The organism is Bacillus rhizoplanae (genome assembly GCF_917563915.1).
Classification (GTDB): Bacteria; Bacillota; Bacilli; order Bacillales; family Bacillaceae_G; genus Bacillus_A; species Bacillus_A rhizoplanae.
This window is the reverse complement of sequence record NZ_CAKJTI010000009.1, coordinates 81,580-102,463: the sequence shown is the minus strand read 5'-3', so window position 1 is coordinate 102,463 and position 20,884 is coordinate 81,580. Positions and strand designations below refer to the sequence as shown.

General features: G+C 35.6%; 19 protein-coding genes. 10 read left to right on the top strand and 9 right to left on the bottom strand.

All coding sequences use genetic code 11. The features are described 5' to 3' along the window. Positions 1 to 8: 8 nt before the first annotated feature. Complete coding sequence (locus LRP84_RS11285) at positions 9 to 368, bottom strand: 6-carboxytetrahydropterin synthase (RefSeq protein WP_230575165.1); 360 nt, start codon at positions 366 to 368, stop codon at positions 9 to 11. 865 nt (positions 369 to 1,233) lie between these two features. Between LRP84_RS11285 and LRP84_RS11280 the strand changes: the two genes are divergently transcribed. Both LRP84_RS11280 and LRP84_RS11275 read left to right on the top strand, forming a co-directional pair. Continuing rightward, entirely contained in the window at positions 1,234 to 1,992 is a 759-nt protein-coding gene (locus tag LRP84_RS11280; protein ID WP_230575164.1) for a DUF2278 family protein, read from the top strand. 229 nt (positions 1,993 to 2,221) lie between these two features. Continuing rightward, on the top strand, positions 2,222 to 3,082 hold the full coding sequence (locus LRP84_RS11275) for an endonuclease/exonuclease/phosphatase family protein (protein WP_230575163.1): 861 nt from the start codon (positions 2,222 to 2,224) through the stop codon (positions 3,080 to 3,082). Between the two features lie 158 nt (positions 3,083 to 3,240). Here the strand turns inward: LRP84_RS11275 and LRP84_RS11270 are convergent, their stop codons facing one another. Beyond that, positions 3,241 to 3,384 (bottom strand): hypothetical protein, encoded by a 144-nt coding sequence (locus LRP84_RS11270; RefSeq protein WP_230575162.1) that lies wholly within the window; start codon positions 3,382 to 3,384, stop codon positions 3,241 to 3,243. Positions 3,385 to 3,542: 158 nt separating this feature from the next. Between LRP84_RS11270 and LRP84_RS11265 the strand changes: the two genes are divergently transcribed. The 4 genes from LRP84_RS11265 (at position 3,543) to LRP84_RS11250 (ending at position 8,402) form a co-directional block, all read left to right on the top strand. Continuing rightward, positions 3,543 to 5,069 (top strand): cardiolipin synthase, encoded by a 1,527-nt coding sequence (locus LRP84_RS11265; protein WP_230575161.1) that lies wholly within the window; start codon positions 3,543 to 3,545, stop codon positions 5,067 to 5,069. Positions 5,070 to 5,178: 109 nt separating this feature from the next. Further along, entirely contained in the window at positions 5,179 to 6,072 is an 894-nt protein-coding gene (locus LRP84_RS11260; RefSeq protein WP_230575160.1) for an ATP-binding protein, read from the top strand. Positions 6,073 to 6,075: 3 nt separating this feature from the next. Continuing rightward, positions 6,076 to 7,959 carry a vWA domain-containing protein gene (locus LRP84_RS11255; RefSeq protein ID WP_230575159.1) on the top strand — a complete coding sequence of 628 codons (1,884 nt, stop codon included), beginning with the start codon at positions 6,076 to 6,078 and terminating at the stop codon, positions 7,957 to 7,959. Positions 7,960 to 8,144: 185 nt separating this feature from the next. Further along, on the top strand, positions 8,145 to 8,402 hold the full coding sequence (locus tag LRP84_RS11250; protein WP_335379648.1) for a hypothetical protein: 258 nt from the start codon (positions 8,145 to 8,147) through the stop codon (positions 8,400 to 8,402). 146 nt (positions 8,403 to 8,548) lie between these two features. Here the strand turns inward: LRP84_RS11250 and LRP84_RS11245 are convergent, their stop codons facing one another. Next, positions 8,549 to 9,523 carry an L-threonine 3-dehydrogenase gene (locus tag LRP84_RS11245; RefSeq protein ID WP_230575157.1) on the bottom strand — a complete coding sequence of 325 codons (975 nt, stop codon included), beginning with the start codon at positions 9,521 to 9,523 and terminating at the stop codon, positions 8,549 to 8,551. A gap of 34 nt (positions 9,524 to 9,557) precedes the next feature. Continuing rightward, the gene (locus tag LRP84_RS11240; RefSeq protein WP_230575156.1) at positions 9,558 to 10,748 is read right to left on the bottom strand and encodes a glycine C-acetyltransferase; all 1,191 of its coding nucleotides are present in this window, start codon (positions 10,746 to 10,748) and stop codon (positions 9,558 to 9,560) included. Positions 10,749 to 10,963: 215 nt separating this feature from the next. On the opposite strand from LRP84_RS11240, the gene LRP84_RS11235 reads away from it, so the two are divergent. Further along, complete coding sequence (locus LRP84_RS11235; protein ID WP_230575155.1) at positions 10,964 to 11,695, top strand: class I SAM-dependent DNA methyltransferase; 732 nt, start codon at positions 10,964 to 10,966, stop codon at positions 11,693 to 11,695. 45 nt (positions 11,696 to 11,740) lie between these two features. Here LRP84_RS11235 and LRP84_RS11230 read toward each other — a convergent pair whose 3' ends face one another. The 3 genes from LRP84_RS11230 to LRP84_RS11220 all read right to left on the bottom strand — a co-directional run bounded on the left by LRP84_RS11230 (position 11,741) and on the right by LRP84_RS11220 (position 14,677). Next, positions 11,741 to 12,553 (bottom strand): ABC transporter ATP-binding protein, encoded by an 813-nt coding sequence (locus LRP84_RS11230; RefSeq protein WP_230575154.1) that lies wholly within the window; start codon positions 12,551 to 12,553, stop codon positions 11,741 to 11,743. Between the two features lie 64 nt (positions 12,554 to 12,617). Further along, positions 12,618 to 13,676 carry a FecCD family ABC transporter permease gene (locus tag LRP84_RS11225; protein WP_230575153.1) on the bottom strand — a complete coding sequence of 353 codons (1,059 nt, stop codon included), beginning with the start codon at positions 13,674 to 13,676 and terminating at the stop codon, positions 12,618 to 12,620. Next, the gene (locus LRP84_RS11220) at positions 13,673 to 14,677 is read right to left on the bottom strand and encodes a FecCD family ABC transporter permease (protein WP_230575152.1); all 1,005 of its coding nucleotides are present in this window, start codon (positions 14,675 to 14,677) and stop codon (positions 13,673 to 13,675) included. Before LRP84_RS11220 ends, LRP84_RS11225 begins: the two co-directional genes overlap by 4 nt. A gap of 171 nt (positions 14,678 to 14,848) precedes the next feature. Here LRP84_RS11220 and LRP84_RS11215 point away from each other — a divergent pair, with 171 nt between their 5' ends. Continuing rightward, positions 14,849 to 15,814: an ABC transporter substrate-binding protein gene (locus LRP84_RS11215; RefSeq protein WP_230575151.1), complete on the top strand. Its 966-nt coding sequence runs from the start codon at positions 14,849 to 14,851 to the stop codon at positions 15,812 to 15,814. Between the two features lie 360 nt (positions 15,815 to 16,174). Next, positions 16,175 to 17,566: a peptide MFS transporter gene (locus tag LRP84_RS11210; RefSeq protein WP_230575150.1), complete on the top strand. Its 1,392-nt coding sequence runs from the start codon at positions 16,175 to 16,177 to the stop codon at positions 17,564 to 17,566. A 33-nt stretch (positions 17,567 to 17,599) separates the two neighbouring features. Here LRP84_RS11210 and LRP84_RS11205 read toward each other — a convergent pair whose 3' ends face one another. Further along, positions 17,600 to 17,779 carry an acid-soluble spore protein H gene (locus LRP84_RS11205; protein WP_230575149.1) on the bottom strand — a complete coding sequence of 60 codons (180 nt, stop codon included), beginning with the start codon at positions 17,777 to 17,779 and terminating at the stop codon, positions 17,600 to 17,602. 286 nt (positions 17,780 to 18,065) lie between these two features. Further along, the gene (locus LRP84_RS11200; protein ID WP_230575148.1) at positions 18,066 to 18,353 is read right to left on the bottom strand and encodes an ArsR/SmtB family transcription factor; all 288 of its coding nucleotides are present in this window, start codon (positions 18,351 to 18,353) and stop codon (positions 18,066 to 18,068) included. 759 nt (positions 18,354 to 19,112) lie between these two features. Between LRP84_RS11200 and LRP84_RS11195 the strand changes: the two genes are divergently transcribed. Then, positions 19,113 to 20,741 carry an L-lactate permease gene (locus tag LRP84_RS11195; protein WP_230575147.1) on the top strand — a complete coding sequence of 543 codons (1,629 nt, stop codon included), beginning with the start codon at positions 19,113 to 19,115 and terminating at the stop codon, positions 20,739 to 20,741. Positions 20,742 to 20,884: the final 143 nt, after the last annotated feature.

Here is a 20,884-nt window from a genome sequence, read left to right as displayed (position 1 = left end):
TCCTCTCTCTATCCTCTTTGAATAACATATTGTCGCATTGGATTTTCACTAATTGTTAATTCTTCTAATGGCACGTGCTCTTTCCTTAAATTCTCTGTTAAATCTGTAAAAAAGATTTTCCCAATTTGCTCCATCGTACAATTTTTCCCTGAAAATCTAGGAGAATCATTTAAGCATGTTCCCTGGTATTCATTTAAATATCCTCCAATGACATCTTCAATATGAGTAAAATTTAACTCTTCAGCTCTATCGTGTGAAATAAGCAATGTAATTTCCCACGTATGTGGATGTACATTAGACTTATTTCCATTGATAGATACATAATGTCTTGCATTCAAATAAAAATGTAAACGATATTTTGTAATCATTGCAATTTCTCCTCTAACCATTTTTCAGCATTCGTAAATAATACATTACGAACTGCATAATTAAGAAAAAAATTTCTCCTACTGAAATTACTTTAAAATACTGAAACGAAATATTTAAAATATCATATAAAATCCATAAAGTGAAACTTCCATCAGTGGGGGTTTTTTCATCCCTCACTGATGGTTAGTTGAACCAATCGGGCTTTTACGGGCAGTTGTCCCCCACCTATCTTCCTCGCTTCTCTCTAAATCTTGAGGTGGGGGTCTTACTGCCCGTTAATGCGGGATAAAAGTTAATAGGTACACAAAAACGATATATGAATTTGTCTTAATTGAAAACACATAACGAGTACATAATACATAATGAAGCACAGCACTACTCATAACACCAATATTTGAGGAAACAAGAGAGGAATGACGAAATATATAATAACACAGCATTGATACTGAAAAATCAATTACCAATAAATACTTAGCGATTTTGCGATTATACAGCCTATTTAACAGTCACTTCCCCCTTTTCCTATCATATTTAATATCCAAAATCTCATTATAAAAATATTAAATTAATGAAATTTTGTATAGATATCTTATCATAAAATTCATACTGCCTGAATACAACAAGCATACTCCAACTCGTATTAAGTACAATTGTGAATTTTTTCAAATCCAAGCTACGAAGCGGAGATGCGGGATACGCCTCCGTCATAATAAACTAAACTTTTTTAACTGCATTCGTATTTTTGTATATTTTTTGACAGTATGCAAGGTTTGCGCCAGAACCCTTGTCACTGTTTTCTATTTGTATAAAGTTTTTACAGTTATCGCATAATGACACTGCAGACTTTAAAAGGAGGACAGTCGTATGCCAATTGATATCTATGCTTTGTTGAAAGCACATGGAAATACTATAAAAGAAATCATGTGTGAAACTGCCGAACCCGGTGGACAAACCTTAGAAGACGGAACAGTATGCGAATTTGATAAAACTCCGCACTTTCATTTTTCTGTTCTAAATAATGTATCTAATCAAGAAGTACGAATAGTAGTTAATGTCCGTTCGGAGGCTAAAAACACAAATCCTAATTTACTTTGTTATATTAATAAGGACTTTAAACACGAAATAACAAATAAGCTTAATAAATTAAATTATAGTTATCATCAATTTGATTTTGATGCTGACCAACGAAAACAATCCGGTATTGCCTTAGATTATTATAGAATGGGGCTATTTGATTTAAACAATATAAAAAGTTTATTTAAAGAGATTCCTACAACCTCAGCCAGGGAGAATTTAAATGATGATATATACGAATTTCTTATGGGAATCAAAGAAAAGAATGCGGACATTTATATATTCGGTGATGCATACCCACGACAATCACCAAGAGGAGCTAGCAGGGATAAAAAATTGAAACTAATGGAAAGCAACGGATTAGAGGGATTTCATGATATTCATATGAATCAAGGGAATACAGGGAAACAAAAATGGATTGACGATAATGGCATTTTTCAAGATGGTGCACTTCTCGCGTATTTTAAAGAAGATAATCGTTGGGTAGCTGTTTTTACTCGATTTCAAACTCAATGTTGGGAGATCAATCAAGAAGGAAATTGTAATTAAATTATCTGTCTCAGGATGTCGTACAAAAAAACTTTAACATAAAAAGGATTCCGCTGGAGAATCCTTTTGTCTTTTTCAGCTTCAGGTTATTTTCGCACCAGAACCCCTAAAATGATGAAATGTAAATGTTTTATTAAGTTATAAAAAAAATATAGACGGAATATTGTATTTTCTCTTAAAATTCATAAGTGAAATGATAGAGAAGATTTAACTATAGGGGGAAAAAATGATGTTGAAAAAAGTCTGTATGATGATTGCTGTATTTTTGTTAGTTTTTTCATACTTCCAGTCGCCCTCATTCGCCCAAGACCGCAATGAACAACAGGAAAAAGGCGTGCACTTACGTGTCATGAGTTACAACATCCATTATGGTAACAACTTCTACAATCAATATGACATTGAATCTATTACCAATGTTATAAAGGATTCAGGAGCAGATATTATTGGTCTGCAGGAAGTGGATGTACATTGGGGAGATCGCAGCAATTTTGACAATGAAATAGCAAAGATTGCACAATCACTTAATATGTACTATTTCTTTGCCCCTATTTATAATCTTTCACCATTACAAGCAGGACAGCCTAACCGTCAGTTTGGTGTGGCGATTTTAAGTAAATATCCCATTCTTAAAGCTGAAAATCGTGAAATAACTAGACTTTCTACACAAGTGCCAAACCCAAAACCCGAATTATCTCCTGGATTTGCAGAAACGCTGATTAATGTAAAAGGAATAAAATTGAATGTATACGCTACTCACTTGGATTACCGGACAGATCCAACCGTACGGAACATGCAAGTTCACGATATGTTAAATGTTATGTCCGAAAGCCATAGGGAAAAAATCTTATTTGGTGATATGAATGCAGTACCAACAGCTCCAGAGTTACAACCTTTACTTGAAGCATATCAGGATTCTTGGAAAGAAGAGCGTGATGGCATTGGTTATACCTTCCCAGCAAAACAGCCTGACAGAAAAATCGACTATATATTAACAACTTCTGGCGTTAAAATTCAATCTTCCCGCACACTCGACACTTTAGCGTCAGATCATAGACCGATTATATCGGATATCTTCATTAAGAAAGACTGATTTTTATCAATTTAAGCTGCAGATCCTGATGTGAAAAAGAAACGGTCTCATTTGTTTTTATGAGACCATCTCTTTTTTATTGGACGATGAATGTCCTTATTCAGGAATCACAGGCTTAATTGAGGAGTTGTTGACTGAAATATGGCTTATTAATGCTTCTACTTGAATTCTGTGGTTTTTTCCATATTGATACACGTTCTTTTTTTAACTGATAGTATCAATATGTCCAAGTTTACTAGATTTCTTATGACAAAATCTCCATGCCCAAAGCCACCACCATGCGGAAGACTTACATCATTCATCAAATTCCCTCCTTTTTAAAGTAAAAAGTTCCGATAATTAAAATATATGCAGGACAAACTTAAGAAGCGTGAGCTATAATATTTCATGTTAGTTTAGTAAATATAAAATATCTTATAATAAGGATATAATTAATCGGAAAAAGGTGACATTCATACCAATGAAAAATCGTGTTCTGCAATTATTATTCGTTAGTGCAATTACAGTCCTTGTACTAAAAGTGCTAAACAATTCTCCCATTACATTGAATACCTTTGTTGGATCGCTATTTCTTATTACAGCTATTGGCATTGCTTTCATCATCTTTATTGAAAATCGCTCCCCCCAAAGTACGCTAGCTTGGTTTTGGGTATTAGCAGTTCTTCCTGTTATTGGCGTATTCTTTTATGTACTATTTGGCCGCAGCAGATGGCGCCGAAATAAACATTTACACCGTGCTGAAGAGCAAAGAAAGTTGTTCCGTGAAATTTTAGAAGGAAGACGATTGGAACAAGAAATACCACCATCTCTAGATGAACGCTCTGCCCATTTGGCTACTGTCGTTCACAAGTTTGGCGGAGGGCCTATTGCTAATGAAACTGCAACGAAATTACTAACAAACGGAGAGGAAACTTTTACAGAAATTTTCTCCTCTATTCAAGAGGCAAAACATCACATTCATATTCAATATTACATTTATCGACCTGATGAAATTGGAACAAAGCTCCGTGATGCTTTAATTGAAAAAGCAAAAGCTGGTGTAACTGTCCGCTTTTTATTTGATGGACTTGGAAGTTATACGTTGCGAAGCACCTTTTTGCAACCGATGAAGGACGTAGGAATTGAAGTAGTAGAATTTGATCCTGCTCTTTCTCCATGGCTAATAGAAACCGTTAACTATCGTAATCATCGTAAAATCATTATTATTGACGGAAAAATTGGATTTACAGGCGGATTGAATGTTGGAGATGAATATCTTGGTCGTTCTAAGAAATTTCCAATTTGGCGAGATAGTCATTTAAAACTTGAAGGGAAAGCATTATACAAACTACAAGCTATCTTTCTAGAAGATTGGTTATACGCATGTAGTGGATTAAATAACTATTCTTGGGAACCTTTCATGAATAAAGAGTATTTTCCGAGATGGACAGTTGATACAGGCGGCGCTGTCCAAATTGTCGCAAGTGGCCCGAGTGCAAATGACAAAACGATTCGAAATGCCTTATTAGCGGCTATGACATCAGCAAAGCGCTCCATTTGGATTGCGACGCCATACTTCATTCCAGATCCAGAAACATTAACATTACTACGTTTAAGTGCACTTGCTGGAATTGATGTACGTATTTTATATCCTGGCATAAGTGATAGCGTTATAAGTGATCAAGCTTCCCAATCTTACTTTGCTCCATTATTAGAAGCAGGTGTTTCTATTTATCGTTATAAAGATGGATTTATGCATGCGAAAATTGTATTAATTGATGATGAAATTGCAACAATTGGAACAGCGAACATGGACATTCGTAGCTTTGAACTGAATTATGAATTAATCGCTATCTTATATGACTCTCCGACTGTCCTTGATATTAAACATGATTTCGAACAAGATTTTAAGGATTCTACAGAACTTCGCTGGGAAGTCTTTAAAAAGAGAAGTATTCGAAAAAGAACGCTTGAATCACTGATGCGACTTATTTCGCCACTTTTATAAGGGAACATCTTCCAAATTGGAAGATGTTTTTTCTTTGCTTCACCTATAAAAACGCGTTATCATAAGAAGGATTGTTTACTTTATGAAAATAATGTTAGGTGGGAAATAAATGTTAGAGCAATTTCATATACATGAGGGATTAAAGCAACAACTTGTAAATATTCACGAAACAAATAAACATGCAGCTGGCAATGCCGCTACTTTAATTGGAACGAAAATGTATAAAGCATCGGATAACAGTATTATTGAAGATGCAATTACTGCATTACTTCTTGGGAAAAACGTTCTATTAAAAGGCCCTACTGGAAGCGGGAAAACCGTTCTTGCTGAAACGCTGTCTTATCTATTCCAAAAGCCAATGCATAGCATTAACTGTTCTGTTGATTTAGATGTAGAAGGTATTTTAGGATACAACACATTAAAAACAATAGACGGTGCATCTGAAGTTACTTTCGTTGATGGTCCATTAATGAAAGCAATGAAAAACGGTCATTTCCTTTATATCGACGAAATTAACATGGCAAAACCAGAAACACTTCCTCTTCTTCACGGTGCACTAGACTATCGTAAAATGATTACAAATCCATTCACACAAGAAGTTGTGTACGGTAGTGATGAATATCGTGTAATTGCAGCAATCAATGAAGGATATGTAGGAACGAGCGAACTAAATGAAGCATTAAAAAATCGCTTTGTTATTATCGAAGTTCCTTATATTCAAGGTGAAACATTAAAAGAACTCTTATTAGCGGAATCGAAATTAAAGGAAACAGCAACAATCGAAAAGTTTGTGGCATTCGCAAGTGACCTGATGCCACTTGCTCGCGATGGCCGTGTAAGCGAAGAAGCAGCAAGTATTCGCGGGATTATCGATGCATGTGATTTAAGTGTGTATATTCCAGTGATGCGCGCAATTGAACGAAGCATTATCGCAAAATTAAGTGATGAAACGGAACAAATGACGGTGCGTGAATTAGCAGAAAGTTATTTCTTTGAGGGATAATTCATGAGACAAATTTTTAGCGACAAAAAAATCGATGCGTCTCTGTTTCTGCAAATGGAAAATTTAATGTATGCCCTTCTAAAAGAAGAAAATGCATATTTAGAATATGGATATAAAGCATATTATGACGAAATCGAAAATAAAATTGTCATCAGTCATTTTTGGGATGATCGAAGTGAAACTGATAAAGTCGTCGGTTTAAAAAGTGAAGTATATTTAAAAGCTCTCGGCTACAAACATCATTCCGATATGCAGCTTATTCGTAACTATGCAAAAGAATTGCAGCAATCACCACTTAAAAATTTTTTAACGCAATTATTTGTTCTATTAGAAGATTTACGAGTTGAAGAAATTGTTAAACGAGAGCGTCCTGGTACAAAACCAATTTTTGCACGCCGAAAAGAAATGTATCGGAGCTATTTCAGCTCACAATACGAAATTAACCGTATTCGTAACTATCATGCTGATATGCTCATTTGTTTATGTTACTTAACATTAACAAGCGATAAATACGAAATGTTTAACAACGACTACTTTGAGCACATTGAAGCAATCTTACACGAAACGTTCCAAACGCGTACTACAGAGGATACGATGTATGTTGTAGAAAAAATTCGCTATCGTTTAGAAGAACTATTAGAAAATGATATGATTAATAACTACTTTGGACTTGCACCGCTCAATACTTCTGTCGTTTTTGAAAAGATAGAGGAACGAGTAGATGAACTAGCAAATGATGATGTTCAAATTGTTGACGATGACGATAATAAAAGTAAAATAAACGAAAGCTTTTCAACATGGCATCGTGAAAATAAAAACAATGAAAACGAAAACTTCTTACGCTTTGAATTAGAGAGCGGTACAAAAACAAATATGATGGGTGATACCGCCCGTGAATCTGATAATAGTGATCAAGCGCTCGCTTCTGTGCAAGGTACTTCACAAAAAAGTACACAGTCGAATTTCGACGGAGCAGATACTGAAGATACGAGAGCATCTCATGCTTCTAGCCAAAATGAAGGTGTATACGGTAAGTATAACGCCGGCGCATCACATACATTTAAAGAAGCTCGCAAACCAAACCATGATGAAAAGAAAGACTATCAAGCTATAAAATCTGTCGTAAATAAAGATGTAAAAGAACTAAAGAAAATCATTGAAAAAACAATTGAAAATAAGACAAACGCAAATGCTGATAAATACTACGGAAGACTTCGTAAAAAGTTCTTACGTATTTATACAGAAAAACAACCACGTATGTTTTATAAAAAAGGACAAGAATCACAAGAGCTTGACGTTGTTTTTCACCTGTTAGTTGACTGCTCTGGGTCGATGTATAACAAAATGGAAGAAACGAAAAAAAGCGTTGTTCTTTTCCATGAGGCTTTAAAATCGTTAAAAATTCCACACGCCATTAGCGGATTTTGGGAAGATGCTTCTAGCGCTACACCCGAAAACAAACCAAACGTCATTCATGAAGTCGTAACATATCAAAACTCAACGCTTCCAAGCATTGGTCCGGAAGTGATGCAACTTCGTGAAGAAGAAGATAACCGTGATGGATACATTATTCGTATCGTGTCGGAAAAACTTGCAAAACGTCCGGAAAAACATAAATTCCTACTCGTCTTTACAGACGGCGAACCGTCTGCATTAGACTATCAACAAGATGGTATTTTAGATACACACGAAGCTGTAAAACTTGCTCGTAAAAGCGGCACAGAAGTCATCGGAATCTTTATCGAAGAAGGCGAAGCAAAAGAAGCGACTTATCAGCTAATGAAAAATATTTATAACCACCACTTCTTAGTGGCGAATCATGCTGAAGATTTACGCTTAAAGATTAAGCCGTTATTAAAGAAGTTACTATTGAAGACGATTGAATAGAAAACAGGAGCTGGAGGCAGCTCCTGTTTTTTTAGTCGTTTTTTGTCGAGAGGTCTTTATTTCTTGTCGAAGCGTCGATATATTTGAAAAAGCGCCGATAAAAGGAAATTCAAAATCCATAGAAATCTTTTTGGGTATATTAAGGAAGAAGTCTACTATCAAATATATTTGAAAGGGTGTTTCATTTGTCCCCCAAAAAAGATGAGCAATATACGGATGTTACAACTGCTGAAGCTAGACATCAATATGTCATTCCTGAGGAGTTTCCTGAAGGGCCTTACGGTTCTTCCACTAATAAAAAGTTAGGAAAATCGAACCCCTGGGATGAAGATCAAAAAACCCATAAAGCCTTTAGCTACGAATACGAAAAACAATTTGAAGAAACGGAACAACAATACCCCGAAGCTGAAAATCTAGACGCGCATGAAGTGAAATCTATATAACGTCTTTAACCTTATAATTTCTCCACCAGTTATCATCTACTAAGGTTTCTTACCTAGGCTGAACTTTCACTCGCAAGTAGCCCGCAGCTTAACTGGACACGCTAACAAAAAAGCCGATTCAATCAATTGAATCGGCTTTCTTTCAATTAGCCAAGTACTAACTCAGCTTCTAATTTTTTTTTTAATTTCGCAAGCATATCAGCTGTCATTTTGTCTAAATCATAGTCTGCTTTAAAGCCCCACTCTTCTTTCGCTGCTGTTGCATCAATTGAGTTTGGCCAGCTATCTGCAATCTTTTGACGAGCTGGATCAACTGCGTAATCCATCGTGAATGTTGGGATGTGCTTACGAATAGATGCTGCAATTTGTTCTGGCTCGAAGCTCATTGCTGTAATGTTAAATGCATTGCGATGTTTTAGCTTGCTTGGATCTGCTTCCATTAAAGAAATAATCGCTTGCAATGCATCTGGCATATACATCATATCCATGTATGTTCCTTCTGCAATGTAAGAAGTGTACGTACCCTTTTTAATTGCTTCATAATAAATTTCAACTGCATAATCAGTTGTTCCTCCTCCAGGAGGAGCAACGTAAGAAATTAAACCTGGGAAGCGTACGCCGCGCGTATCTACACCAAACTTTTGATAGTAATAATCACATAAAAGCTCTCCAGCCACTTTGTTTACTCCATACATCGTAGTTGGACGCTGGATAGTGTCTTGTGGTGTATTATCTTTCGGTGTTGTCGGACCAAATGCGCCGATTGAGCTTGGTGTGAAGAACTTACAGTTTAATTCACGAGCTGCTTCTAACGCATTTACAAGACCGCCCATATTTAAATTCCAAGCAAATAATGGATTTTTTTCTGCTGTTGCTGAAAGCAGTGCTGCTAAATGAATAATTGTATCAACTTCATTACGCTTTGCAATCTCATGTAATTTTTGACCATCTGTTACATCTAGTATTTCAAATGGACCAGACTTTACAACTTCACTATCTGTTTCACGAATATCTGTTGCGATAACGTTTGATGCACCATATACATCGCGAAGTTTCGTTACAAGTTCAGAACCAATTTGACCTAAAGAACCGGTTACTAGAATTTTTTTCATTTTCCCCACTCCTCATTTGCAAGCTTTCATAGATGCGAATGTGTTAAATAATTCCCATTTCTTTCCCAACTTTTTCATACGTGCGAATTGCTTCATCAAGCATTTCTTTCGTATGTGCTGCTGTTGGCATATTACGAACACGGCCTGTGCCTTTTGATACAGTTGGGAACACAATTGATTTTGCATATACGCCCTCTTCATTTAGACGTTTACTAAATTGTTGTGTTAATACTTCATCACCAATAATACAAGGTGTAATTGGTGTTTCACTTTCCCCAATATTAAAACCAAGCTCTTTTAAGCCTTGTTTCAAGTAACGACCATTTTCCCATAAACGGTCATGCAGCTCTGTGCTTTCCATTAAAATTTCAATTGATCTCATGCATGCTGCTGCATCAGCTGGTGTTAACGCTGTTGAGAATAAGAACGGACGTGAACGAACTTTTAACCAATCGATTAAGTTTTTCTTACCAGCAACATATCCACCAATTACACCAATTGCTTTAGATAATGTACCGATTTGGAAATCTACTTTATCAGATAGTCCAAAATGTTTGACCGTACCAGCACCTTTTCCAAGTACGCCAGAACCGTGTGCATCGTCAACATAAGTCATTAAGTCTAGTTCTTCTGCAATTTCAACGATTTCTGGCAGTTTTGCTACATCGCCATCCATTGAGAATACACCGTCTGTAATAACCATTAATTTATTGTATAAGCCAGATTCTTTTGCTTCGATTGCTTTTTTACGTAAATCTTCCATATCAGAATGTTTATAAACAATAATTTTTGCTCTTGATAAACGGGAACCATCAATGATTGATGCGTGGTTTAATTCGTCAGAAAGAATCGCATCATTTTTATCCATAACAGCTGAAATCGCTGCCATATTACAGTTGAAACCAGATTGATATGCGATTGCAGCTTCTGTATGTTTAAACTTTGCAATTGTTTCTTCTAATTTCACATGTAAATCAAGCGTACCGTTAATTGTGCGAACAGCACCTGCACCAACGCCATATTTATGAATTGCACCGATTGCTGCTTCTTTTAAACGTTCGTCTGTTGCTAAACCAAGGTAGTTGTTTGAAGATAAATTAATATATTCTTTTCCGCCAATTGTAATGATCGGTCCATTAGAACTTTCAAGCGGATCAATAACGTTATAAAGCCCCTTTGATTTCAAATCATCCAGGTTTTCTACTAAAAATTTGTCAAGTGTTTTGCTAGACATCGCGAAACCTCCCTATCATTCATATAAAGAAAGCATTATCATAATATAGACAATACTCCCTTTAATAGCTTAACACGTTTCGAAAAATTATTATAGGAAAATAGCTAAAAGTAAACGCTTACAACTAATGATTATATCTTATATAATTACAGAAATCTATTATTATTATTTGGATTTTTTTATAATAGAAAAAACGTTTTCAAGGAGATGATTGAATGTCATATACAGAATCTGACGTTTACAATGAGAATTTATTTTTCGAACAATACATGAAACGTAGATATCGAACCGATAACCCAAACGACACAATTGAAAAACCTGTTCTCTTACAGCTACTTGGTCATATGAAAGATAAAAATATACTTGATCTTGGCTGTGGTGATGCACAATTTGGAGTAGAGTTACTACAAAAAGGCTGCCAATCTTATACCGGAATCGAAGACTCTCACCGTATGTATGAAGAAGCTCAAAAACAATTAAAGAATACAAATGGAATTGTTCATCATCTAAACCTCAAAGACTATACATACTCCAATTCTACTTTTGATATCGTTACATCTAGACTTGTCCTTCACTATATTGAACATATTGATGATACTTTCAGACAGATTTTTCAAACGTTAAAAACTGGAGGCACTTTCGCCTTTAGTGTTCAACACCCGGTTATTACTTCTGCCTTTGAAAGCTTGCAAGCAAGTGGAAAACGAACTAGCTGGCTTGTTGATGATTATTTTAAAACTGGCAGACGCGTCGAGCCATGGATTAATGAGCAAGTTGTTAAATATCATCGTACAATTGAACAATACTTCCTCTCCTTACAAAAAGCTGGTTTTACAATTAATAGTTTACGCGAAGCAACACCAGAACCTCAGCATTTTCAAAGTGAAGAAGAATATGAACGTAGACTGCGTATCCCTTTGTTTCTATTATTTTCATGTACAAAGTAAAAGGGCGATGGTGATTCATCGCCCTTTTACTTTGTTTTTTGTCTTTTAATTAACCGCTTGCGGGAGTATACGTCTTCCCTTTCCTTGCGGGATACAAAGCGGTGTACCAAATAACGGATCTCTTATAATTTCACAATTCATACGAAAAACATCACGTACAAGCTTATCATTAATAATATCTTCTGGTTTGCCTTGTGCATAAATTTGTTTATCACGAATTGCTACAATATGATCCGCATATCGACAAGCTAAATTTAAATCATGCAGCACCATTACGATTGTCCGTTGCTCATTCTCATTTAACTCAAATAATAAATCAAGCACTTCAATTTGATGTGTCATATCTAAATATGTTGTTGGCTCATCTAATAAAATGATATCTGTATCCTGTGCAAGCGTCATTGCAATCCATGCACGCTGGCGTTGTCCACCTGAAAGGGCGTAAACATCTCGTTCTGCAAATTCGGTCATTCCCGTTGCAGCTAGTGCTTTCCACACCATTTCTTCATCCTGCTTCGACCATTGCTTTAGCCATGTTTGATATGGATAACGACCTTGTTTAACAAGCTGAAGAACAGTTACCCCTTCTGGTGCTTGTGGACCTTGTGGTAAAATCGCAAGCTGGCGGGCAATTTGCTTCGTTTGCATATGTTGAATAACTTGATCTCCTAATAAAATATCCCCAGATGTAGGTTTTAATAAACGGGCAAGTGAACGTAATAAAGTAGATTTCCCACAGCCATTTGAACCTATAAAAATCGAAATTTTTCCTTTTGGAATTTCTAAATCTAATTCATCAATAATAATTGTTTCACCATAAGACAATGTTAACGATTTAGTCTCTAATGCTTTTTCCATGTTTCTCTTCCTTTACTCCGTTTTTTAATAGATAGTAAATCATCTATGTATTTTTTCTTTACCTTTATGAATTTCGACTTTTATAAAGTAAATAAATAAAATACGGAGCACCGATTGCTGATGTAAATACACCTGCTGGAATTTCAAGCGGAGCAAAGACTGTGCGTCCAATTAAATCTGCAGCAAGTACTAAAATCGCACCGACAACAGCTGCTACTGGAAGTAATGCACCGTATAAAGAACCAACTAATCTTCTTGAAATATGCGGCGCCATTAAACCAACAAATCCAATTCCCCCTGCAAAAGCAACTGCTCCTCCAATTAATGCCGTACTAAGGAGTAGTAGGAAAAAACGTGATTTGGTTAAGGGGATTCCAAGTCCGGTAGCAATATCATCACCAAGTTCTTGTGCATTTAAATGTCTGGCAGCTACAAATGCTACCGCTGTTAAAATAAGAACCCAAGGTGCTAATATCACCACATTTTCCCATGAAGATCCGTAAACAGTACCAGTAATCCAAATATTTGCTTGACTCGTTTGATATATAGGGGCTAACAGCATAAATAAAGTTGTCGCTGCTTTCGTTAACGCCCAAAATCCAACGCCAATTAAAACAAGGCTAATCGCTGATAATCCATTATTTCTCCATGCAAATAAATATACAAAAAACGCAACAACGGTCGCTCCAATAAAGGCTGCCAGTGGCATATACTGAATACTTACTGTTAATGCATTATTTTTATCACTAAATAAAGCAAGGAATAGTACAACCGCTACACTTGCACCACCTGTAATTCCAATAATATCAGGAGAAGCAAGCGGATTTCGAACGAGGCCCTGTAGAATACAGCCCGCTACAGCAAGAGCTATCCCTACGAGAATTGCAATTAAAATACGTGGCATCCGAAATTGGTTTACAACCATATTTGACATCGCATCGCCATTCCCGGTAATTGCTTGCCATACATCATATGGAGCTATTTTCATCTCTCCCATACCAGCGCTTGCAAAGAATAACCCAATTAAAACAACTAGTAAACCCAATAAGACGAGACAAGCTCGTTTATACATTAAAAACGAGAGGCCGTCTTTTCCTACACGAAACGGAATATACTTCTTCATTTGCTAAGCCCTCTCTTACGTGCAATATAAATAAAGAATGGTGCCCCAATAAATGCTGTCATGACTCCAACTGGAACTTCTTGTGGCATAATAATATATCTTGCAGCAATATCTGCAAGTAACAATAATATTGCGCCTAATAGCCCGCTATACGGCACAATCCAACGATGGTCTACACCAACAAGTGCCCTTGCGAAATGAGGTATAATAATTCCAACAAATCCAATTGGACCTGCAACTGCAACAGAGCCACCTGATAGTAGTACAATAATCAAGAATACTAACGATTTCATGAGTACCGTTCGTTGTCCCAATCCTTTCGCTACATCTTCTCCCATCATGAGTGTATTCACTTTCCCAGCCATTAGAAGAGCAGCAATCCATCCAACTAATAAATATGGAAATACAGATTGCAATACTTCTAACTTCCTACCTTGTACAGAACCAGCAAGCCAAAATAAAACTTCTTCTAATGCACTTTCATTTAACACAAGTAATCCTTGTGTTAAAGAAGAAAATAAAGCACTGATTGCTACCCCAGCTAATGTTAACTTAAGCGGAGTTGCTCCTTCTTTTCCTAAAGAACTAGAAGCAAATACGAATGCCGCGGCAACTGCCGCTCCTAAAAAGGCAATCCACGTAAACGCTGATAAAGATGTCACGGAAAAAACAACGGTCGCTACGACAATAAAAAAAGAAGCACCTGAGTTTAATCCGATAAAGTCTGGAGCAGCAAGCGGATTTTTGGTTAAAGTTTGCATAAGGCAACCGGCGATGGCTAAACTAGCACCAACACTAGCTGCGATAAGCGCACGAGGAAGACGTACGTTTTGAATAATAATATGTTCATTTGAGCCATTAAAATGGAAAAAAGCATCCAGTGCTAGTTTCGAACTTGTATTTGTATATCCCAAAATAATACTCCCCCAAATACAAGTAATAACTGCAATGATGCCAACAAATAACCCAATCCATTTTGCTTGATTTGTTTTTAATAACATGCAGCGTTTCTCCTTTAATGCATACTAATACATTTTTAGTGTATTGTAGCTGAATTCCCCCTGTCAATGATAATAATAATTATTTTCAATTACTATTGACAATCTATTTATTACACCTTAATATCAACCTTGTAATTGAAAAAGATTCTCAATATATAAGGGGGATACATAATGAGTTTCATCAAACAAAAATCATTTGCATTATTTGCACTTATACTATCATTTGCACTTCTTTTAGGGGCATGTGGTAAAACCAATGACAAAGCTGAAGCTAAAAAAGAAGAAAAGCAAAAGACGATTACAATTGAACACGCAATGGGAAAAACTGAAGTTCCTGCAAATCCAAAGCGTGTTGTTGTTTTAACAAACGAGGGAGCGGAAGCTTTACTTTCTCTTGGTGTAACACCAGTTGGAGCTGCACAACCACCAACCGGTGACCCATGGTATCCACATACGAAAGATAAAATGAAAAATACAAAACCTGTCGGTGACGAGCTCCAAGTCAATCTCGAAGCAATTGCTGCTTTAAAACCCGACTTAATTATCGGCAACAAGATGCGTCAGGAGAAAGTGTACGAGCAGCTAAATAGCATTGCTCCTACTGTTTTCTCAGAAACACTGCGCGGTGAGTGGAAAGATAACTTTAAATTTTATGCAAAAGCAGTGAATAAAGAAAAAGAAGGTCAAAAAGTCCTAGCTGATTATGACAAGCGCATAAAAGACCTACAAGGAAAACTTGGTGATCAAGTAAATCAAGAAATTTCTATGGTACGCTTTATGCCTGGTGATGTTCGTATTTATCATCAAGATACATTCTCTGGGGTTATCTTAAAAGAACTTGGTTTCAAACGTCCTGGTGATCAAAATAAGAATGATTTTGCAGAGCGTAACGTATCAAAAGAGCGAATCCCTGCAATGGATGGCGATATACTATTCTACTTCACATACAATAAAGGAAACGAAAACAAAGGTTCTGAATTAGAAAAAGAATATACGAGCGATCCTCTATTCCAAAACTTAAATGCTGTGAAAAACGGCAAAGCATACAAAGTTGATGATGTGATTTGGAATACAGCTGGCGGTGTAATAGCTGCTAATTTAATGCTAGATGACATTGAAAAACGCTTTGTAAAGTAAAATATCTCGTAAAAAATAACTCCTATACACAGGAGTTATTTTTTATTTTGTATTCTTATTCAAAATATGTTATATTTCAAAAGTATACCAAAAAAATATTCTGTATATCAGAAAAATTATTTTAATTGAAATTTTCTGATTAGTGTTTCTTTTTTCATTCTTTTAGACGAGAAAGAATGCACTTGAAAACGCTTATTTTAAGATTTTCAGGGGAAAATACAAAAAATAAAGACGTTTTTATAGAATTTACGAAATTTTTTTATTATATTTCCATATAATTCTATTGACTTCTAAATATTTTGTAAATTAAAATGATTACATAAATATCCGTTATACAGGACAGGATTAGGAGGAAGAAAAATGGATGCAGCTTTAAAGTTACAAAAAGCTGAAGAACAACAATCACCAAAGAAACACCCTCCGGGATTATATTTGTTGTTCTTTACAGAAATGTGGGAAAGATTTAGCTACTACGGAATGCGTAGTCTTTTAGTTCTTTATTTAACAACTGCAGTTGTTAGCGGGGGGCTAGGGTTTGACAAAGCAGCCGCTGTACAACTTTATGGTACATTTACAATGCTCGTATATTTCACACCAATTATTGGCGGTTGGTTAACTGACCACTTTATAACAAAACGTCACGCTATTACTGTTGGCGGTATCATTATGGCACTTGGTAACTTTGTTCTTTTCTCAATGAATACAAAAACTGGACTCTTTTTAGGATTAGGATTATTAATTATCGGTAATGGATTCTTCAAACCAAACATTTCAACTCTTGTAGGTTCACTTTACGGTGAAAACGATAAACGCCGTGACTCTGCTTTCACAATTTTCTATATGGGTATTAACTTAGGCGCTTTAGTAGCACCATTGATCTGTGGTTTCTTAGCAGAAGATTTCTTTAAAACAACTGTTGACGGTGTTATGGTAAAGGGATACAAATACGGCTTCTTAGCTGCTTGTATTGGTATGATTGTTGGTCAAATTCTCTTTAATTTACTAGCTAAACGTTATCTTGGTGACATTGGAACAACAGTCGTTGGTAAAAAATCAAAAGATGGCACTGCAAAAGTAATCGAGAAAAAACCTTTAACAAAACAAGAGAAAAACCGTACTTGGGCAATTATCATTTTAACTTGCTTCGTTGTCTTCTTCTGGGCAGGCTTCGAACAAGCAGGTAGTTCTTTAACTCTTTATACAGATAAATTCGTTGATCGTTCTCTTTTCGGATGGGAAATTCCAACTTCTTGGTTCCAATCTGTTAACCCATTGTTTATCGTTTTATTAGCACCACTTGTTTCTGCATTATGGGTGAAACTTTCTAAAACAAAAAATGGCGATTTAAAAATTCCGACAAAAATGGCATTTGGTATGATTTTATTAGGAATCGGTTATCTTGTGTTAACATTAGCAGTTCTAAAAACAGGTAGTGATGAAGCTAATATTGCTGTACAAGCAAACTTAATGTTTATTGTTATTACGTATGTATTCCATACAATTGGTGAGCTATTCCTATCACCAATCGGTTTATCTATGGTAAGTGCAATCGCTCCTGTAAAGTTAGCTTCTTTATTAATGGGTGTATGGATGGCTGGTACTGGTTGTGCAAACTGGCTAGCTGGTAAATTAGCTGCTTACACGCAATCTTTAGGATATTTAGAAGTATTCGCAAGCATCGGTGTTATCGTTATTGTATTAGGCTTAGTACTTCTTATGTTCTCTAAAAAAATTGCACATATGATGGAATAAATGTAAAAAGCGGAGAAACTTCTCCGCTTTTTTTTAATGCTCTTCTAATGCTGTAATCTCTACTTGCACTGTTTCATGCGGTGTTTTCAGATCATGTACACTCGCAATTCCACTCGATTCATCACAATTTTCAATCCAAACTGGCACACCATGGTATGTAACATCGATTCTACTTGATGATGATAAAATTTGTTTTACTCGATTTATATCCATAATCATTTCCTCCTTATTATTCATTGCATTCTTTTTTATATTGCCGCGTCTGTTTGAATTTTATCCCGCATTAACAGACAGTAAAACCACCACCTCAAGATTCAGAGAAAAGCGAAGAAGATAAGTGAGGGATGAAGCCCCCCACACTGATGGAAGTTTCACTTTATCCCGTTTAACTCCCTTCACTTCTATAACCTAAAGTCACAGTTTCACTTTGAAGTTTTTTTCAATTTACAAAAAATAGGTATGTACAAATACATACCTATTTTTCCATAATATTAAAATTTTAAGAAAATATTGTTTTTACAACTTCACTTACTTTATCATTGTACACTTGATAATATACTTCCAAACCACGTCTTTCAAAACGTACGACTTTATTTTGCTTTAACTTCGTTAAATGTTGTGATACTGTAGATTGCGGAATTTCTAATACTTCCTGTAGCTGTGTTACGTTACAAGTTCCACGCTGCATAAGCTCCATTACAAGACGCAGACGAAGCGGATGAGCTAGCGCTCGCAACATTTGTACATCCTCTTCTGAAATACGACACTCAAATTGATTTTGATACATACTTTCCCCTCATTTTTTCTTTTTATTTTTATATTTGTACATGTTTATTTTTATATTTCTTCCTATTATTACATTTTATACTGAATAATTTACAACAATAAAAATTACCTTCCCCCTTTATATTAAAGAGAAACTCTCTTTTGATGTTTGAATATTATACTATATGGCTCAGAAAAAAAGCAAAATATCTCTATTGTTGTTCATTGCCTTGCAAAATAATTTTCTCAACATTTTTGTTATATTTTTTACATATCATATCCCCTATCGATTTTCTTTGTTCCTAAGGTAGAGGTCTTACTGCCCGTTTGTACAGGATAAAACATATAAAGTGAAACTTTAATCAGTGGGGGTTTTCTTCATCCCCCACTGATTATTAGTTGAACCAATCGGGCTTTTACGGGCAGTTTATCTCCCACCTAACTTCTTTGCTTTCACCGACTTTTGAGGTGGGAATATTACTGCCCGTTAATGCGGGATAAAATCAATAATAATAAAAATTTATGAAAGAATAGATAAACAACATATAACGTATCCTATCTATGTACACTCTTTCCTGTATACAAATTCTTTTATTTCTTTCCAATTTATTCATAAAATGTAGCAGAATTTTTACAGTTAAATGTTCTATGGAATAATTATACTTTTCCACGTTGACAATAGTGCCGAGGAATACTATACTAACAATGTAAGTTGATTGTGAATAATTTCACAAATAAATGTGAATAACTTCACAAATTATATATAGGAGATGTCGCAATTATGAGTACATGGACACAGGTTTATGACCCGTTACACAACATTTGGCTATCAGCACTTGTAGCCGCTCTACCAATTTTATTTTTTATACTATGTTTAACAGTGTTTAAAATTAAAGGATACTTATCTGGACTCTATAGTGTTATTTTAGCTATTATTCTTTCTATATTTGTCTATAAGATGCCAGCAACTATGGCTGTATCATCCGCTGCCTTTGGTGTAGCAGCCGGGTTTTATCCAATTTGTACAATTGTTATCGCAGCAATTTTCCTTTACAAATTAACTGTAAAAACTGAGCAATTTAACGTCATTCGTGATAGCATTTCTAGCATTACAAGCGATCCTCGTCTTCAAGTATTATTAATCGCTTATTCTTTCGGTGCTTTCTTAGAAGGTGCAGCAGGTTTCGGTGTACCAGTCGCTATTACAGCAGCATTACTTGTAGGTATGGGCTTTAACCCATTAAAAGCAGCTGGTATTTGTTTAGTTGCCAATATTGCTGGTGGTGCGATGGGAGCAATGGGTATTCCAGTTACAGTACCTGCTCAATTAACACAACTAGATCCATTAATTGTTGGTCGTCAAGTTGTAACATTATTACCTTTCATTAGCTTTGTATTACCATTCTTACTTGTTGCAATCGTCGATGGTTTTAAAGGAATTAAAGAAACTTGGCAAGGTATTCTTGTAAGCGGCGGTTCTTTCGCTCTTACTCAATTCGTTGTAACGTATTTCCTTGGTGCAGAACTTACTGATATTTTCGCAGCTGTTGTCAGCATGATTGCATTAGCATTATTCTTACGTGTATGGCAGCCAAAATCTTCAGAAAAAAGTAAAACAAAACAAAAACAGACAGAAAAACATAGTTATACTATGAAACAAATTTTGTATGCTTGGTCACCATTTGTATTCTTAACTGCATTTGTAACAATTTTCAACTTAAAAGCAGTAAAAGCCTTATTCGCTCCAAATGGTGTATTAAGTAACTTAGTATGGAATATTCAAGTACCTGGCCTGCACAATCACGTGATTAAAACAGCGCCAATTGTTAAAGCAGATACACCATTTCCAGCAATCTTTAAATTAGATGTATTCTCATCAACAACTACTGCGATTGTACTTGCAATTATTGTATCTTTACTTGTATTCCGTGTAAGCGGTAAGTTAGTAAAAGAATTAACTGTTGAAACATTAAAAGAGTTAAAAGCACCAATTTATACAATCTGTAGTGTAATTGCATTAGCATATGTAACAAACTATTCTGGTATGTCTTCAACTCTTGGATTAGCCTTTTCATCTACTGGAAGTGTATTTCCAATCTTATCTCCAATCTTAGGTTGGATCGGCGTATTCATAACTGGTTCTGTAGTATCCAGCGGCTCTCTATTTGCACCTCTTCAAGCTGTTACAGCCGCTCAATTAGATATCAACCCTTCTACTCTTGTTGCCTTAAACGTAGTGGGCGGTACAATGGCAAAAATGGTATCACCACAATCAGTTGCTGTAGCTTGCGCGGCAGTTGGAATAGTTGGTAAAGAATCAGAGCTATTTAAAATAACAATGAAATACAGCTTAATCTTCTTATTAATTATTAGCTTACTTCAACTTAACGCTGTGTTTCATATTTTATAAAATAAAAGGCTGATGACCCGTTCATCAGCCTTTTGCTTTATCCCACTATTCGCGGGCAGTAGGACCCCCACTGATGGAAGTTTCACTTTATTTCATCTTTCTAACCATTCACTTAAATGCACTACTTCATCCCCCCTAATGGA

Coding starts and splice junctions, on each gene's coding strand:
- LRP84_RS11200 (WP_230575148.1), bottom strand. CDS start 18,353: ATGTATCAAAATCAATTTGAGTGTCGTATTTCAGAAGAGGATGTACAA.
- LRP84_RS11255 (WP_230575159.1), top strand. CDS start 6,076: ATGAGACAAATTTTTAGCGACAAAAAAATCGATGCGTCTCTGTTTCTG.
- LRP84_RS11285 (WP_230575165.1), bottom strand. CDS start 368: ATGATTACAAAATATCGTTTACATTTTTATTTGAATGCAAGACATTAT.
- LRP84_RS11270 (WP_230575162.1), bottom strand. CDS start 3,384: ATGAATGATGTAAGTCTTCCGCATGGTGGTGGCTTTGGGCATGGAGAT.
- LRP84_RS11235 (WP_230575155.1), top strand. CDS start 10,964: ATGTCATATACAGAATCTGACGTTTACAATGAGAATTTATTTTTCGAA.
- LRP84_RS11230 (WP_230575154.1), bottom strand. CDS start 12,553: ATGGAAAAAGCATTAGAGACTAAATCGTTAACATTGTCTTATGGTGAA.
- LRP84_RS11265 (WP_230575161.1), top strand. CDS start 3,543: ATGAAAAATCGTGTTCTGCAATTATTATTCGTTAGTGCAATTACAGTC.
- LRP84_RS11215 (WP_230575151.1), top strand. CDS start 14,849: ATGAGTTTCATCAAACAAAAATCATTTGCATTATTTGCACTTATACTA.
- LRP84_RS11220 (WP_230575152.1), bottom strand. CDS start 14,677: ATGTTATTAAAAACAAATCAAGCAAAATGGATTGGGTTATTTGTTGGC.
- LRP84_RS11195 (WP_230575147.1), top strand. CDS start 19,113: ATGAGTACATGGACACAGGTTTATGACCCGTTACACAACATTTGGCTA.
- LRP84_RS11210 (WP_230575150.1), top strand. CDS start 16,175: ATGGATGCAGCTTTAAAGTTACAAAAAGCTGAAGAACAACAATCACCA.
- LRP84_RS11275 (WP_230575163.1), top strand. CDS start 2,222: ATGTTGAAAAAAGTCTGTATGATGATTGCTGTATTTTTGTTAGTTTTT.
- LRP84_RS11240 (WP_230575156.1), bottom strand. CDS start 10,748: ATGTCTAGCAAAACACTTGACAAATTTTTAGTAGAAAACCTGGATGAT.
- LRP84_RS11225 (WP_230575153.1), bottom strand. CDS start 13,676: ATGAAGAAGTATATTCCGTTTCGTGTAGGAAAAGACGGCCTCTCGTTT.
- LRP84_RS11205 (WP_230575149.1), bottom strand. CDS start 17,779: ATGGATATAAATCGAGTAAAACAAATTTTATCATCATCAAGTAGAATC.
- LRP84_RS11260 (WP_230575160.1), top strand. CDS start 5,179: ATGTTAGAGCAATTTCATATACATGAGGGATTAAAGCAACAACTTGTA.
- LRP84_RS11280 (WP_230575164.1), top strand. CDS start 1,234: ATGCCAATTGATATCTATGCTTTGTTGAAAGCACATGGAAATACTATA.